This is a genomic window from Sulfuricurvum sp. (assembly GCF_023250475.1).
Lineage (GTDB): Bacteria > Campylobacterota > Campylobacteria > Campylobacterales > Sulfurimonadaceae > Sulfuricurvum.
The window spans coordinates 1-17,154 of the sequence record NZ_JAHFAQ010000035.1; the positions used below are offsets into that span (position 1 = coordinate 1).

13 protein-coding genes are annotated in these 17,154 nt (G+C 44.6%); 9 read left to right on the forward strand and 4 right to left on the reverse strand.

Annotated features, from left to right (window positions below; genetic code table 11):
- The 7 genes from Q0C19_RS05005 to glgP all read left to right on the forward strand — a co-directional run.
- A partial coding sequence (locus Q0C19_RS05005) for an alpha-amylase/4-alpha-glucanotransferase domain-containing protein (protein WP_295053383.1) occupies window positions 1-1,923 on the forward strand: 1,923 nt, incomplete at its 5' end.
- A complete protein-coding gene (locus Q0C19_RS05010; RefSeq protein WP_295053384.1) occupies window positions 1,916-2,926 on the forward strand; it encodes a UTP--glucose-1-phosphate uridylyltransferase in 1,011 nt (336 codons plus the stop codon). The genes Q0C19_RS05005 and Q0C19_RS05010, both read left to right, overlap by 8 nt.
- Window positions 2,919-4,340: a glycogen/starch synthase gene (locus Q0C19_RS05015; protein WP_295053385.1), complete on the forward strand. Its 1,422-nt coding sequence runs from the start codon at window positions 2,919-2,921 to the stop codon at window positions 4,338-4,340. Before Q0C19_RS05010 ends, Q0C19_RS05015 begins: the two co-directional genes overlap by 8 nt.
- Window positions 4,337-5,179 (forward strand): ROK family protein, encoded by an 843-nt coding sequence (locus Q0C19_RS05020; RefSeq protein ID WP_295053387.1) that lies wholly within the window; start codon window positions 4,337-4,339, stop codon window positions 5,177-5,179. The genes Q0C19_RS05015 and Q0C19_RS05020 overlap by 4 nt, the downstream gene beginning before the upstream one ends.
- Window positions 5,172-6,650: a glycogen synthase GlgA gene (glgA, locus tag Q0C19_RS05025; protein WP_295053389.1), complete on the forward strand. Its 1,479-nt coding sequence runs from the start codon at window positions 5,172-5,174 to the stop codon at window positions 6,648-6,650. The genes Q0C19_RS05020 and glgA overlap by 8 nt, the downstream gene beginning before the upstream one ends.
- Window positions 6,647-8,593 (forward strand): 1,4-alpha-glucan branching protein GlgB, encoded by a 1,947-nt coding sequence (gene glgB / locus Q0C19_RS05030; RefSeq protein WP_295053391.1) that lies wholly within the window; start codon window positions 6,647-6,649, stop codon window positions 8,591-8,593. The genes glgA and glgB overlap by 4 nt, the downstream gene beginning before the upstream one ends.
- Window positions 8,594-8,646: 53 nt before the next feature.
- Window positions 8,647-10,293, forward strand: coding sequence for an alpha-glucan family phosphorylase (glgP, locus tag Q0C19_RS05035; protein ID WP_295053394.1), 1,647 nt, complete (start codon window positions 8,647-8,649; stop codon window positions 10,291-10,293).
- Window positions 10,294-10,311: 18 nt separating this feature from the next.
- Here glgP and Q0C19_RS05040 read toward each other — a convergent pair whose 3' ends face one another.
- Window positions 10,312-12,099 carry an alpha-amylase family glycosyl hydrolase gene (locus Q0C19_RS05040; RefSeq protein ID WP_295053397.1) on the reverse strand — a complete coding sequence of 596 codons (1,788 nt, stop codon included), beginning with the start codon at window positions 12,097-12,099 and terminating at the stop codon, window positions 10,312-10,314.
- A 110-nt stretch (window positions 12,100-12,209) separates the two neighbouring features.
- Window positions 12,210-13,655 (reverse strand): pyruvate kinase, encoded by a 1,446-nt coding sequence (locus Q0C19_RS05045; protein ID WP_295053399.1) that lies wholly within the window; start codon window positions 13,653-13,655, stop codon window positions 12,210-12,212.
- A 201-nt stretch (window positions 13,656-13,856) separates the two neighbouring features.
- Between Q0C19_RS05045 and Q0C19_RS05050 the strand changes: the two genes are divergently transcribed.
- Together Q0C19_RS05050 and corA are read left to right on the forward strand one after the other, a co-directional pair.
- Window positions 13,857-15,065 carry a phosphoglycerate kinase gene (locus Q0C19_RS05050; protein ID WP_295053400.1) on the forward strand — a complete coding sequence of 403 codons (1,209 nt, stop codon included), beginning with the start codon at window positions 13,857-13,859 and terminating at the stop codon, window positions 15,063-15,065.
- 2 nt (window positions 15,066-15,067) lie between these two features.
- Window positions 15,068-16,039 (forward strand): magnesium/cobalt transporter CorA, encoded by a 972-nt coding sequence (gene corA / locus Q0C19_RS05055; RefSeq protein ID WP_295053403.1) that lies wholly within the window; start codon window positions 15,068-15,070, stop codon window positions 16,037-16,039.
- Between the two features lie 2 nt (window positions 16,040-16,041).
- Here corA and Q0C19_RS05060 read toward each other — a convergent pair whose 3' ends face one another.
- Window positions 16,042-16,560, reverse strand: a complete 519-nt coding sequence (locus Q0C19_RS05060) for a hypothetical protein (RefSeq protein WP_295053405.1) — start codon at window positions 16,558-16,560, stop codon at window positions 16,042-16,044.
- 45 nt (window positions 16,561-16,605) lie between these two features.
- Window positions 16,606-17,046 carry a hypothetical protein gene (locus Q0C19_RS05065; protein ID WP_295053407.1) on the reverse strand — a complete coding sequence of 147 codons (441 nt, stop codon included), beginning with the start codon at window positions 17,044-17,046 and terminating at the stop codon, window positions 16,606-16,608.
- Between the last annotated feature and the right edge of the window lie 108 nt (window positions 17,047-17,154).

A 17,154-nucleotide genomic window follows, 5' to 3' on the forward strand; every position in this document is an offset into this window, starting at 1 on the left:
TATCCGTCGTTTCGTTTCAGTCTCCATTGCAGCGGATGGCTGATGGAACAGATTCAAGCCCGTGATCCGAAGCTCTATTTACAGATACAGCAGCTCTCCAAATCGGGAAGCATCGAGTTTTTCAGCGCAGGGTATTATGAGCCGATTTTGAGTGTTATCCCCTCGCAAGATCGGATCGCTCAAATCGAAAAACTTAACCGCTCTATATCAGAGTCCTTCGGCCAAACCCCAAAAGGTCTGTGGCTCACCGAACGGGTATGGGAATCATCGTTGATCACCGATTTGCATCGCAGTAAAATCGAGTATACGGTAATGGACTACTACCATTTTCAGTGTGCGGGTTTTGATGAAGAGGTTCTTGATGGATATTATTTGAGTGAAGAGGGGGGAAAACGGCTCGGAATCTTTCCTATCAGCAAAAAACTCCGATACGCGCTTCCGTTCCAAAGTGTCGAAAAAGCGTTGAGTGCGATTAAAAGCTACAATCGCTTAGAGAATTCAGCTGCCATAATTTTTGATGATGCTGAAAAATTCGGTATGTGGCCCGGAACACATGAGTGGGTCTATACAAAAGGGTGGCTGGAAAAATTCGTTCAAGGGGTGTTGGGTGATGAGACCATTGAGACGCTCCATTACGATGACTATTTCAGACACCATAAGCCTAGAGGGATAGCCTATCTTCCCAACGTTTCTTATTATGAGATGGGGGAGTGGAGTTTGCGCGCCGAAGATACCCACTGCTTGGAACAGTATAAGCAGGAGATGGGGTTTGATCGGTATGAAAAAGAGGGGGTAAAGTTTCTCAAAGGGGGAATTTGGAAAAACTTTTTCGTCAAATATCCCGAGAGCAACCGTATTCACAAACGGATGCTGGAACTTTCAGCACAGCGTACCGTGATCAACCGTTCGGATTTCGATACGGCTCTTTTTAAACTTCAGACAAACGATCCGCTGTGGCACGGTGTATTCGGAGGGTTATATCTGCCGAATTTGCGAGATACGGCGTATCGTTACCTCATTGAATGCGAAAATATCCGATACGATAAAAGCAGTGTTATCGAAGTGAATACCAATGAATTGGACGGATATGAGAAGATAAAAGCATTGACGTCGGATTTGATTTTCCGATTTGACAGTGCGTATGGCGGGCAGTTGGTGGAGTTGGACCTACGTGATCGTTGTTTCAATTATCAAAATACACTCACACGGCGCAAAGAGGCCTATCATCAACGGGTCTTGGAACCGCAATCAATAGAATCCAAAGAGTCACCTGCCGAAGAGGGAATTGATACGATTCACACCGCTATGGCTCAAATCGACGACTCTTTACGCGATGCGATTATTTACGATTGGTATCTCAAAAACTCATTTATAGATCATATCAGTGATAAAACGTTTGACGTTGAACGTTTCCGTCATTGTTCGTTTCATGAATACGGAGATTTTGCGAATCAGCCCTTTGAGACCTCGTGGAATCAATACTCCATAACCTTTTCACGCCGAGGCGGACTCTATTTTCCTGAAAAAATCGAAGGATATTTGGAGAAGCATTATCAACCGAAAGGGAACTGTCTCGATTTTGAGATCAAATTTGAGAGCAAAGCCGCAGAGGAACTCCTCTATATTCTAGAACACAATTTTCATTTTTCCGATGTTGATCAAGTTTCGGTCAACGGTACACCACTAGAGGAAGAAGGTGGGATTGAAACATGCCGGGTTTTAGAGATCACCGATCATATGTTACGGAAAAATATCACTATATCCTTAGACCAACCGTGTACAATAACCTATTTTAAACTTAAAACACTCTCTCAAAGCGAACAGGGATTTGATTTGACGGTTCAGGGTATTAGTTTTGCCATGGCGGTACCCTTTAGCGGTAATTTGATTTTGAAAGGGAAATTGGAGATTAACGATGTCTGAAATTCGGTATGACCGTCTTCACGATACTCATGTCCTCATTGCCCCCGAGAGGCTTCGTCATCCGGAACCTCCCACGGAGTTCGTTGATCCCCTTTTACCCGAGCCATGCCCTTTTTGCGAGGGGAATGAGTCAATGACCCCTCCGGAAATTTTCGCACAACGCCCGGAAGGGAGCTTTCCGAATGAGAACGGATGGAAGACTCGTGTTATCCCCAATCTTTTCAAAGCGGTACAAATTGAAACTCCTCCGAATCACCATTTCGGATTGTTTGAATATTGGGAAGGCTTCGGTGCCCATGAGGTAATTATTGATACTGCGCGTCATACGACATCCATGTGCGAATGGACCCAAGCAGAAGCGGTTGCCTGGCTTAAGACGCTTCGTCAGCGGATCGGAGATTTGCGCCGTGATCGCCGTTTGGTTTATATATCCTTGTTTAAAAATGAGGGGAAGAGTGCGGGTGCGACGATGAGCCATTGCCATACACAGCTGATAGCGCTTCCGATGGTGCCGAAAATGTGCGGAGAGATCTATCGCAGAGCGTATGAGTATTTTCAAACCAGCGGTCACGCGTTGATGGAATCCATACTGGAACATGAAGAGGAGACGCAGAGCAGAATTATTGAAAAAAGGGGAGAGTTTACCTCGTTTTGCCCGTATGCAAGCGGTTATCCGTTTGAAGTGATAATAAGTTCGCTAAAGGAAGCGGGACAGATTGATACCCTCAGTCGTACCCGTATTGAAACGGTTGCCGAACTCCTGCTCTCAACGCTTCAGCGGCTAAAACGACAACTGGGACTCTTTCATTTCAACCTCTGGATATCGACGCCCCCTTTGCTGGACTCAGAGGGGATCGGATCGGCGGATCTATGCCGTTTTACGATACGTATTATGCCGCGCCTTTATCGGCACGGGGGGTTTGAAAACACCACAGGGATTATGATCAATCCCGTTTCACCGGAATTGGCGGCAAAATTACTACGGGAGAGCATTCATGAATAAAAAACGTCTGTTGTTCGCATCCAGCGAAGTTTACCCTTTTGTAAAAACCGGAGGATTGGCGGATGTTTCCCATGCGCTTCCCCGAGCCTTGAATAATAGCTATGAAGTAACGGTAGTCTTACCTCTTTATTCTCTGATCGATCGTAGCCGTTTCGGCATTGTGCTTTTGGATACGTTTGAAGTTGCCATGGGAGGCGTTTCGTACACGATAGAACTTCACGGAACCCTTTTTGAGGGGGTAGAGTACCGTTTTGTGTATGAACCGCTTCTTTGCGAACGGGAGTATCTCTACGGTCCTCCTGAATCCGGATATGAAGATAATGCGCTGCGTTTCGGGCTCTTTTCATATGCGATCACCCAAATGGTTCGTACGGAACAAATTCCTCTGGTTCATCTGAACGATTGGCAGTGTGCACTGGTTGCTTTGCTCGTTAAAGAGGACCCGAAAATAATTTCAAAAATAGTCTATACGATTCACAATCTCGCTTATCAGGGGGTATTTGATCTTTCGGTCTTGGGGCAAATCGGAATTCATGAGCGCTATTTTACGATGGAGGCTTTGGAATTTTACCATCAGGTCAATTTCATGAAAGCGGGGATTGCGTTCGCCGATAGTGTTACAACCGTAAGTCCGACTTATGCCAAAGAGATAATGAGTCCTGAGTTCGGGTGCGGACTTGAAGGTTTTTTGCACGTTCATCGCCGTAAATTGCACGGGATACTCAACGGTATCGATTCCGAACACTTTTCGCCGGTTGCCGATAAAGCATTGGTTGAGTGCTATGATAGTGCCAAAGGGAAAAAAGCTTCCAAGAGTGATTTGATCAAACGCTTAGGTCTCAAAGGGGTTACCAAGCCGCTTTTTGTTTTCATCGGCCGCTTCACCCACCAAAAAGGGATGGATATTTTGATTGAGACGCTCCCGAAAATCGCCGAATTGGAGTGTAATATCGCACTTCTGGGAGAGGGGGAAGAGGGGTATCATGATTCATTAAATACGATAGCCAAACAGTACGGCAATGTCTCATTGACCTTCGGATACGATGAGTCGTTTTCGCATCGGATGTATGCGGCGGCTGATTTTTTACTGATGCCCTCTTTATTTGAGCCGTGCGGGCTGAATCAGATGATCGCTTACGCATACGGAGCGGTACCCGTTGTGAACAAAGTCGGCGGACTGGCCGATACGGTGAAAAAATTCGAATCCTATGATCCAAAAAGCACAACGGGATACGGGATCGTATTTACCTCTGCAACCTCCCGGTCACTCCTCCTGGCTGTCAAAAAATCGTGTGAACTGTACGGTGATAAAAAGCATTTTGAAGAGATCGTCAATCACAACATGAAATGTGATTACTCTTGGGTCGAAAGTGCTAAATCCTACGATAGTATCTATACGAGACTTATCAAGTGAAAAAACTTTTTATCGATATCGGAGGTACTCATCTTCGCAGCGAGATCGAAGAGGGGGAAAGTATAATTCGTGAGACGGTGAGCTCTCAAACCATCGGATTGCTCTCCTATATCGACACACAGATCTCTCTACATCCTCAAATTTCTTTTATCGGTATCTCCTATGCGGGGCAAGTCAATAATGGGATAATAGCGGCTTCTCCCAATATTAATATTGATGAATATGAGATAGTGGCGGCGGTACAATCCCGCTATGGGATACCGCTTGTAATCGATAATGACCTCAACTGTGCCATCTTGGCAGAAGCGGAGTATTGGAAGGTAGACAATCTTGCCGCACTTTTTGTCGGTACGGGAATCGGTGCGGCGGTGATCGATAATGGAAAATTGGTTCGAGGAAGCCGAAACATGGCGTTCGAGATCGGACATATACCCTATCGTGAAACGCCGCTTCGATGCGGTTGCGGACGAAACAACTGTATTGAACTCTATGCTTCTGGCTCAGGGATGGAAAAATGGCTAAAGCACTTTGGCCGTGATATATATCCGGATTTGGAGCAGTTGAAACATTCAATTGATGAAGCTGAGCAACGTATCGCTTTGGCGTTTGAAGAAGCGTTTCTCTGTGCTGCCGGTGTATTGATAACCCTTTCGAATCCGGATCTTTTGGTTTTAGGGGGAGGGGTTATTGAACAGAACCCTTATTTGGCTACACTATTGCGAGAAAAATTGAATCATTATACCCTTTCCCCTTCCCTGGAAGGGTTGCGAATACAGATGAGTGTCTTAGACAATGCACCGTTAGAGGGTGCGAAATTATTGGAGAGAGATAATGGATAAACTCAATATATTAATCGCCGCGTCGGAAGTGGTTCCTTTTGCCAAAAGCGGCGGGTTGGCGGATGTCGCAGGGGCTTTGCCCAAAGCGCTTCGTTCCCTCGGGCATGATGTGCGGCTTGTAATGCCGCGCTACTACATCGTCGATCGTGAGAAATACGCTCTTAGATTGATGGAAGGGGGCCTCGGCGTACCGATGGGTGCATTAGGTGAAGTATGGGGAGGAGTGTATGAGGGAGTTTTGCCCGGAACGGATATTCCCGTCTATTTTATCGATCATGAGGGATTTTTCGGACGCGGAGGATTGTATGAGGAGAACGGATACAGCTACATTGACAACGACAGCCGTTTTATCTTTTTCTCCCGTGCGGTGATGCAGCTGGCTAAAAAAATCCGTTTTCATCCTGATGTGATTCATGCGAACGACTGGCACACTGCCGCAATCCCGATGATGCTGAATACCCATTATGCGTATGATAGTGATTTCGCCCATACGGGGTCACTTTTAACCATTCATAATTTACAACATCAGGGGCATTTTTATAAAGGGGCTATGGAGATATTGGATATTGGTTGGGACCATTTTAACGCCAACGAGATCGAAGAGTATGACGGTATTAATCTTCTCAAAGGGGGGATCGTTCATGCCGACGCTATCAGTACCGTGAGCCGAAAATATGCGCAGGAGATACGGACAGATGAATTCGGGTGGGGCTTGGAGAGGTTGATCGATCATAATGCGTATAAGCTCCATGGTATCCTCAACGGAGTTGATTACGATGAATGGAATCCTGCGGTTGATCCTTTTATTGCCCAAACGTTTGATAGCGATTCTATGGAAGGGAAAAAGGTGTGCAAAAGGGTGCTTCAGCACACATTCGGTCTCCCTGAGCGTGATGACGTACCGGTGATCGGTCTGGTCGGGAGACTGGCGGAGCAAAAAGGGATTGAACTGCTTGTCCATTCGATCCACGCCCTGATGCATATGGAACTTCAGATTGTATTGCTGGGAGCGGGAGAGAAATGGGCAGAACATTTTTTCAGCGATATCGCCGGACGTTATCCGGACAAGTTCCGCTGTTACATAGGATATCGTAACGACTTGGCACATCAAATCGAAGCGGGAAGCGATCTGTTTTTGATGCCCTCTTTATTTGAACCGTGCGGACTGAATCAGATTTACTCTTTGCGCTATGGGACACTTCCGATTGTCCGTGCTACGGGAGGGTTGGATGATACGATTGAAAACTACGCCAATGACTCACGGCACGGGACAGGATTTAAATTTTACGATGCAACTCCCGATGCTTTGATCAATACGGTAGGGTGGGCACTTTATACGTGGTACAATGACTCTCAAGGGTTTGAGGCGATGCAGCGCAACGCGATGGAGAGACGATTTGACTGGACCGTTTCAGCACAAGAGTATGAAGCACTGTACTATCGCATCAAAGCGGGAAGAAGAGGGGAATGAACACTATCCAAAACTATCCCATTATGTATGGGGTCTCACGACTGAGCGAGCTTGACGTCTATTTATTCAAGCAAGGCAACCACACCAAACTCTACGATAAACTTGGCTCGCACGCGATGGAACATGAGGGGAAAAGCGGAATCTATTTTGCCGTCTGGGCACCCAATGCGGCACGCGTCAGTGTCCGAGGGGATTTTAACCACTATCATACCGATGCACACCCTCTTAAATTGCGTGAAGACGAATCGGGAATTTGGGAGGGATTCATTGTCGGGGTAGAACAGGGAGTGACCTACAAATACCATATCCATTCCAAATTTCACAATATTGTTCATGACAAAAGCGATCCGTTCGGTTTTTATGCGGAAGAGCCTCCCAAATCGGCATCGCGTGTGTGGAGTTTGGAGAACTATGAATGGGATGATCACGGATGGATGGATGTACGTCACGGTCATAACGCCCATAACGCTCCTATCAGTGTGTATGAGATGCATGTCGGTTCATGGAAACGCAAAGTTGAAGAGGACAACCGTTTTCTAACCTATCGAGAACTTGCGGTAGAACTGGTAGGATATCTTAAAGAGATGAACTATACCCATGTTGAGTTTATGCCCCTTACGGAGTATCCGTTTTTCGGTTCATGGGGATATCAGGTTGTCGGGTATTTTGCCGCTACGGCACGCTTTGGTACGCCGCAGGATTTGATGTATCTGATTGATACCCTCCATCAAAACGGTATCGGCGTCATAATGGATTGGGTTCCGTCCCATTTTGCGGTTGATATGCACGGTTTGATCAATTTTGACGGGACGGCATTGTACGAGCATGACGATCCGCGTCAGGGGTATCATCCGGAGTGGGGGAGCATTATTTTCAACTACGGACGCAACGAAGTACAGTCTTTTCTGATCAGTTCGGCAATGTTTTGGCTCGATAAATATCATATCGACGGTATTCGAGTGGATGGCGTTGCCTCAATCCTTTATCTCAATTATGCACGGGAAGAGGGGGAGTGGATCCCAAACAAATACGGAGGGAACGAAAATTTAGAAGCGATAGAGTTTCTTAAAAAGCTCAATGTCAGTGTATATAGAGAGTTCTCCGATATTTTGATGATTGCCGAAGAGTCAACCGCATACCCGATGGTGACCAGACCTGTCGATATCGGAGGGCTTGGATTCGGATTTAAATGGAATATGGGGTGGATGCACGACTCGCTTAAATACATGAGCCGTGATCCTATCTATCGTCAGCATCACCATCATCAGCTTACGTTCAGTATGTGGTACGGCTTTGATGAAAACTTTATGCTCCCGCTCAGTCACGATGAGGTCGTTCATATGAAAGGCTCATTGATCAATAAAATGCCCGGAGATATCAATCAGAAATTCGCCCATCTGCGGTCCTTGTACGGGTACATGATGGCACATCCGGGGAAAAAACTTCTCTTTATGGGGGGAGAAATTGCCCAGTTCGCGGAGTGGAGTTTTGAACGTTCGCTCGATTGGCACCTCTTAGGCTATCCCCTCCACAGCGGTCTACAAAAAATGGTCTCGGATCTTAACGCACTCTATTCGCGCGAGCGCGCACTCCATCTTTTTGATGAGAAACGTGAAGGGTTTGAATGGATTGACGATCGCGATTACGGCCATAACTGCATCAGTTTTATCCGTAAAAGTGATATCCCGGAGGAAAACGTATATGTGGTGTGCAACTTTGCCGATCATACCCGGGAGAATTATTGTTTAGGGGTACCGTATGAGGGAGAATATACGGAAATTTTTAATTCCCAATCGCACTATTATGAGGGTTGGAACATCGGAAATACGGGTTCACTGAAGTCTGAAGAAAGAGTTATGCACGGGCGTCCCTATACGTTAACGCTAACCCTGCCGCCATTGGGAGTTCTCTATCTCAAACGGGATGTAGATAAAAATAATTGAGAACTCGCTACAATTATTGGAAAGATACTGTAATTTATTAGGAAGATGAGATCATGATATTACACGATTACGAATACGATCCGAAATACACAAAGAGTATCGCCTATTTTTCGATGGAGTTCGCGATCCATCAAGGGCTTAAAATATATTCAGGCGGACTCGGTTTTTTATCCGGTTCGCATATGCGCAGCGCCTATGATCTTCGTCAGAATGTTGTTGGAGTCGGTATTTTGTGGAGTTTCGGTTATTATGATCAGACCCGCAATCCCGATCGAAGCCTCAAAGCCGAGTTTGTCCGAAAGCATTACTATTTTCTCAAAGATTTGGGCATTCAGGCGAAAGTCACAATTCATTCCCAAGAGGTGTATGTCAAAGCGTTTTACCTCTCTCCGGATATTTTCAGCTCCGCCCCGTTGATATTGCTCTCCACCGATATCCCTGAAAACGACTTTTTGGCACGTACTATCACCCACAAATTGTACGATGCCAATGAAGAGACCCGAATTTCTCAAGAGATAGTTTTGGGAATCGGCGGAGTTAAGGTTCTCGAAGCGCTTAAACAAACCATTGATATCTATCACATGAATGAGGGGCACGCATTGCCACTTGTTTTTGAACTGTATGCTAAATACAAAAATATGGATGAAGTGAAAAAACGAGTCGTCTTTACAACCCATACTCCTGAAGATGCCGGAAATGAGCAGCACAATATCGATTTACTCCATAAGTTCGGTTTCTTCGACGGGTTAGAATTGGATACGGTTCGTTCCATTATGAAGATGGAAAATGAGCAAAACTTTAATCTCACCGTAGGGGCATTGCGTTCGTCTAAAATCACCAACGGTGTCTCCAAATTTCACGGAGAAGTGGCGAACCGTATGTGGAAAGATTGCGAAGGGCGTTCTGAAATTATTCATGTCACAAATGCACAAAATCGCCGTTTTTGGACCGATAAAGAGTTACTGGCGGCATTGGATGATCATGAAGATTATGAAATCATTAGCCGTAAAAAACATCTTAAGAGAACACTGTTTACCGTGGTCGCCGATCAGACCGGAAAGATGTTTAATCCTGATGTTCTGACCATTGTTTGGGCACGCCGATTTGCGGAGTACAAACGTCCAGGCCTTATCAAATACGATCTTGCCCGATTTAAAAAACTCCTCCAGCGTACCGAAGAACCGATACAGATTATTTGGGCGGGTAAACCTTATCCGTTTGATACCAATGCAATCAATGTTTTCAATGAGCTGATCCATATCAGCCATGATTATCCGAATATGGCAGTGTTAGTCGGCTATGAGCTTGATCTCTCCAGAATGCTCAAAAAAGGCTCAGACGTATGGCTCAATACTCCTCGTGTATCACGTGAAGCGAGTGGAACAAGCGGTATGACGGCGAGTATGAACGGCTCTATCCATTTCTCTACGGATGACGGATGGCACCCTGAATTTGCCAAACATACGATCAATTCGTTTACAATTCCACCGATTGACCACAGTCAGCCGATCGAGCTTCAAGACGCCGAAGACAATAAAAATATGTTGGACATACTCGAAAACGAGATTATTCCGATGTATTACAATAAGCAAGAGCAATGGACACAGATGATGAAAAATGCGATGGCACATGTTATCCCCGCATTTGATTCGGGACGTATGGCACATGAATACTACACCAAAATGTATGACGCTAAGTAGTGTTACTTCGTACAGCGTTTATTGCGAAAAAATTACTACGCTGTAAGCGCCGATAGAAACCGAAGCATAATAGGGTAGCCCATCACAATCGCCCTGATTTGCGATAATATCGGTACTGGGATGGTTGGCAAAATCGTCATTGTACCCTTCCCAATCACTGTTGAAACGGAGTTTCCAAGCCCCTTCGGCGGGAAAACCGATGACGTAGTCATTCTGAGCCTCATGGTAAAAATTAGCAACGATCACAACGTCGTCCGATACACCCCCCTTGTCCCAGCGATGATATGCAATAACTTTACGTTCATTGTTCAGATGGTACACCTGTGTAAACTGCCCGCACAAACCGCGTGTAAAGCCCTCACAGTTGGAACGCAACCGTATAAGATCTCGGTACAAGCGGACGATTCCGTGAAACTCAGCACATTGATCCCAATCAACCGGAACCGTATCACGAAACCATCCCCCCTCTAGGAACTCTTGACCTTGGAAAAGCATAGGAATACCGGGGGAGGTAAAGACCATTGCGGCGGCCAAGGTTGAACGTTTTCGTGCGTACCACCCTTTGGGGTCATTCGGATTGATCTCTTGGGGTACGCGAGCATGACCGTTTGCTACCTCATCATGCGATTCGCTGTAAATAACCCGATCAAAGGCATCATCGTTATAACGGTATAAGATGGCATCACGGATGGCATCGAGGGATCGCTGCTCGTCTTGGGGGGCAATTACCGCTTGACGTATGGGATGGACAAACATGGCGTCCCACTGAGAGGCGAATCCGGCTCCGCCGGCTCCTACTTCTTTGGTGAGCCATCTATTATTTTGAAGGTCCTCAGCGATGGTGACCCGACCGGGAAATTTCTGTGCGATTTGGCTATTGATCCATTGGAGCAGACTCCACCCCTCCGGAATATCCTGCTTATCGGAATCATTGATCATGCGGATAAATTGGGTACAGTCGAAGCGGATTCCGTCTAAATGGTACTCCTCAAACCACATCATGGCATTATCCAAGAGGTACTGACGAACCTCTCCCCGCCCGTAGTCGGGTCTGGTATCTCCCCATGGTGTGTGTGCTCTATCGTCGTTATAAAAATAGATTCCTCCAAGAGCGTTTTCGCTCCAGCCGTCAAACTGCCACAGATCAAGCTCACTTGGGCCAAGGTGGTTGTACACAACATCCAGTATCACCGCTATACCCGCTTGATGGGCACGCTTGATAAACTGCTTAAACGCCAACGGACCGCCGTAATCACTCTCTACCGAAAAAATATGGGCAGGATTATACCCCCATGAGTTCTCTCCCGCGAACTCTCCTATCGGCATAATCTGTATCGCATTGATACCGAGTTTTTTCAAATGACCCAGACGAGCAGATACCGATGAAAACTCCCCTTTGTGATTCACCTCTTCTTGATCATTGAAGGTTCCGATATGGAGTTCATAGATGATAAGTTCATTCCACGGATCGATATTAAAATCGTCCCCCTCCCAGTCAAAATGGATATCGTGAACGATGGCGTTCCCGACGGAACTTGTCACTTCACGGGCATAAGGATCGATACGTTTAAACTCTCCATTTTGTGTAAAGAGGTAAAATAGATACTGATCACCCGCATGAGCTTCAGCGATATTTATGTACCAATAACCATTTTCCTCTGAGTTCATCGGGTGCTTTGTGGCGTCCCATTTGTTGAACGATCCGATAAGCGATACCCTCAGTGCATTGGGTGCCCAAACGCGAAAGGCTACTCCATGAGAGTGCGGAATCGATCCCATTCCCTTGATTGCAGTTTCATCACTCATGGCTTAATTCTTCTTTTGACTAAGATGTGTGACTATATTGTATCGGATTTGTTGTTTTATAACAATTTATACCTATAATATACTAATTTAAACTATTTTAGTAATAAATACTATTTCCATTGAAAACTTGGATTGTAGAGCAATTTATTTTTGCGAAAAATCAAATCCATCTGTTTTAGTATCGTAGTAAGGATTTTGATCGTCTCCAACGCATAATCCCCTTTATTGAGCATAACACATTCGGCTTTATGGGCGAAAACGACATCCGATATCTCCGCACGGCTGGGGATGTTGGTCTTCATTTTATTTTCAAGTACCTGCGTTGCCAAGATAACGGGCATATGCGCCGCTGTGCAGAGATCCAGTATCTCTTCTTGCATGTAGGCCAAATTTTCAAACCCTATTTCAATCGCCAAATCACCGCGTGCGATCATAATTCCAGAATGGCCGTATTCGATTAAAGCTTCGAGGATGTCGGGGAGATTCTCTACCCCTTTTTGGGTTTCGATTTTGGCAACAATCCCGATTTCCCCTTTTTTCCCTAAGCGGTCGAGCTGTTCAATCAGATCACGGACATCCTCCGAAGTCTGGGCAAAGGATATGCCTATGATGTCGGCATATTCGCAAATATGGGGTAATACTTCTTTATCATGATTGCAGATTGCCTGTACCGCAATATCACTGTTCGGGAAATTTATCCCTTTTTCATCTTTGAGTGAGGTTCCGTTTGCATTGCGGGTCAAGACGGTGCACACGATACCATCTCCAAGTATTTCGTCAATCACCATTTCGATCTTCCCGTCATCCACAAAAACTTTGTCTCCGACATTGACTAAATTTTCCATATTCTCCAGGGTACATCCTACGACAGCGGCGTAGTGTTTCGCTCTTTTTTTGAGCGGCTGCTGATCGGGTGAATGGATCAGAACGCTATCTCCGCAAAAGAGCTTGATTTTTTTAGGTTTTCCCGATTTTTTTGACTTTTTGAAAGACGTTCTGATTTTCGGACCGGCGAGATCGACATAGATTTTTAAATCTTTTTCTGCGGAGCAAATTTTTTTAATTTCCCCTGCCATCTCTTTCCACGCTTTCGGATTATCATGTGCGGTATTGATACGAAACAGGTGAACACCCTCATACGCCAGATTGCGAAACCACTCCTTTTCATCCGAATACTCAGAGGGGACAGTAATCATGATTTTCGTTTTGTCGTTAGATGTGGAAAAAATTTCACTGTTTTTGTCCATAATGGCATGCGATTTTTCATAGCTTAAATGTGTTTTGGGATGATGCAGCTCTTTTTTGAGTGCGAGTGCGAGAATTTCCAACGCCACATTGATACTTGCTTCCATATGTGCCTGCGAACGGCCGAATGAGGATAAACCGACTTTAGTCAGATCATCTTGCATATGTGAGAAATCGTATTTGCGAAGATTGAGGTAGTATTTCATATTGAGTAAAGAGACATTCTCATTTTTTGTATCGACATTAAACGTCATTTTATCTTTCAGATCCAATAACCGCTCAAACAATTCTGCTAAAAAAACTTTTTTCATGATTCCCTCTTTATGTCAATTCAAGTCTGTAACTCTAAGTGTACGATAAAAAGATTATAAACAACACTTTTGTTTACAGATTGTAACAATAATAAGCTATTCTAGTGTACTATATTCGTAATCGCGTTGAACATTTTTGAGGGAATAAAAGCGTTAAAAATTTGCTCAATGCTTATCGTAAATCCAAATAAAGGCGAAATAATGATTAGCAATATACTCATGATGAGCGGGGTCAAGAGCTTAAAAGATGTCGATCTGACCGGTAAAAGGGTTTTGATCCGTGTAGACTTTAATGTTCCGATGGATGGCCATTTTAATATCTCGGATGACAGCCGTATACGTGCGGCGCTCCCTACCATTAACTATTGCATTGATCATAAAGTCTGTTCGATTTCTTTGGTGAGCCATTTGGGGCAACCTAAGAAAGGGTATGAAGAACGTTATTCGCTTCGTCATGTTCAAAAGCGTCTGGAACGTTTGCTGGATAAAAAAGTTGAGTTTATTGATAACATTGAGACCCTTAAATCTGAGAACTCCCATTGTTCGGTAGAGCGAATATTTTTGCTAGAGAACATCCGATTTTATGAAGGGGAGAAAAAAAATGATCCTCAATTTTGCAAACAATTAGCCGAGCTATGTGACGTCTACATTAACGATGCCTTCGGAACATCCCATCGTAAAGACGCTTCGACCTACGGAATAGCCGATTATGTCCCGATCAAAGTGGCTGGTTTTTTAATGATGAAAGAGATAGAAGCGTTTACCAAAGCGCTTGAAAAACCGATTCGTCCGATTGCATTGGTCGTCGGAGGTTCAAAAATCTCTTCTAAAATTACGCTCCTTAGCTCGGTAATGCCGAAAATCGACAAGCTTATTATCGGCGGTGCGATGAGCAATACCTTCTTAAAAGCGCTTGGTTACGATATGCAAGGTTCCTTAGTCGAGGATGATTTTGTAGAGATAGCCAAAGAGGTATTGAAAGAAGCCTCTTCCAAAGGGGTGAAAGTATACCTTCCGGTAGATGTGGTCTCTACCGATTCGATCGAAGCTCCGGTCGATGTCAGGGTAACGCCGGTTCAGGATATATTGGAGGGATTTCATGCCGTCGATATCGGACCTGCAACGCTAAAGCTTTTTTCGGAAGCTATAGAACTCTCCAATACAATCATTTGGAACGGTCCTATGGGGATATACGAGATAAGCCAATTTTCCAAAGGGACTTTCAAGCTTGCTTCAATCATTGCCGAAAGCTATGCGTTTAGCATCGTCGGAGGAGGGGATACTGCCGATGCCGTTGAAAAAGCGGGCGAAAAAGAGAAATTCAGCTTTATATCCACCGGAGGGGGAGCAAGCCTAGAGCTGCTGGAAGGGAAAATTCTCCCCGGTTTTGAGAAACTCGACCGGAAGTAACCATGATCACTGTTTATCATCGAAATAGCAATAACTCGTTTACAATCATCCCCTTTAGCGGAGTAAAGGGTTTTGCTGAACCGGAGAAGATCGTTTGGATCGATATCTTTCAGCCCAGTAGTGAGGATATCTTGGAAGTAGAAGCATTGTTTGATATTAAATTGCCTACAAAGCATGATCGTGAAGAGATTGAATTGAGTTCACGCTATTGGGAAGATAGCCGAAGCATTAAAATCAACTCCTATTTTTTCGTATCGTTTTTTTTCGTCGAAAATGCAAAAGCGCACTACAATGAAAGTGTCAGTTTCGTATTGCAGGACAATCTTTTATTTACCGTCCGAGACAGTGAACTCCAAACCTTTGATATGATGAGCAAAATGCTCTTATCCAATCCAAAAGAGCTTTATTCGGGATATGACATATTCATGCAAATATTTGATATACGAATCGACCGAGATGCCGATTTGCTGGAATATGCTTCCAGAGAGTGTGATGAAATCCGTAAAAAGCTTTTGTGGGAGCAGGATGTTCACTCCGTCGATTTGCTGAGAAAAATCTCTACGCTGCAGGAATTTACCCAAAAAGTGCGTCAATCGGTTTTTGATAAACGGCGTATATTGACCGCAATGGTGAAATCTCCCAAACTGTCACAACCTATAAAACAAGATATTTCGATTATGATGAAAGACCTGAATTCGTTGGTCGAGTTTATAACAATAGACGGCAATACCCTCGATAATCTTCAAAATCTCTTTTTGGCACAGACCAATATTGAACAAAACAAGATCATCAAACTGTTTACGGTTGCCAGTGTGGTTTTAATGCCTCCGACATTGATCGCAAGTATATACGGGATGAATTTTCACTTTATGCCGGAGCTTGATTGGCATTTAGGGTATCCGTTATCGCTAACCTTGATGTTCATCGCGGGGATAATACCGCTTGTTTATTTTCGTAATCGTGGCTGGCTCTAATCTTATCCGTGACACCCTTTTCCCGTGTAGCAGCTTTGTGCCGCTGCAATCTTTAAGAGTACTTTATCGAGGCTGAACGGCTCATTCAGGTCACTCAGAACTTCAGTATAAAACACCGCGCCGTCTTTGGAGATAACAAAGAGAGCTTTGGCAAACTCTCCGCCTAGCTCTCCTTCTGAGAGCCGTACTCCATAATAATCCCCGAACGCTTCATCATAGTCGTATCCTGCGAGCCACTCTTCCATCACGGGCATATCGCATTTTTCGGTAGCTACTATAAGGGCTTTTGTGATCCCTCCCAACGCATTGATATAAAGTAGTGAGTCCAACTCATGCAGTTGTCCCATCAAAGACTCATCGATAAAAGGGAGAGAGATAAGAAGTTGGGTTCCACCGTTTTGTCCGCCTATGCGAAAGAGCTCGCCTGCGCCGTTTTTAAGATCGACTTTTTCTGATGCGTAACCGATATCGAGGGGTATATCATCAAGAGTAAGAGTGTGGGTGTTGTAGCGAATTAGCATAACTGGCTCCTTGGATAGAGTGTTTAAGATAAAAACAGATCCCGATTATGCGGGATGGACATAACGAAGATGCTCGGCAATTTCGGTACCGATCACAAAATGTTCAATCGCATGAGCGGCTGTTTTGATGAAAGGGGGAACTTTATGAAGTTTGATACCGACATTTTTCATAGCATAGAGGGTATTGAGGCAGTATTGATCGACGATAAGGGTATGGCATTTGCCGATTACTTCAAGCAGTGCATAGTGTTCGCTAATGTGATGCGGATTTTTGGCTAAGGTTGTTTCGCATTCGCACGCTATCATCTTAGGGTCACTGACCATATCCCCAGAATATTTTTCCCACGGATTGAGTTTTGTTTCGATGTAGCGGTATCGTATGTCTTTACGATTTCCGACTACTTCATACAAAGAGAACATAGTACACGCACAGGGATTGTGATGGTATACGTTCTTTTTGTTATCCAGCGGAATAGCAACGATCATCTTTGGCTCCTCGTATTTCGAGAAATCCAATGCATTTTTTGTTCTGAATTATGATGATTGAAAAATGCACAGAAAAAATTATAAAATTAGTGTTTTTGATATAAAATA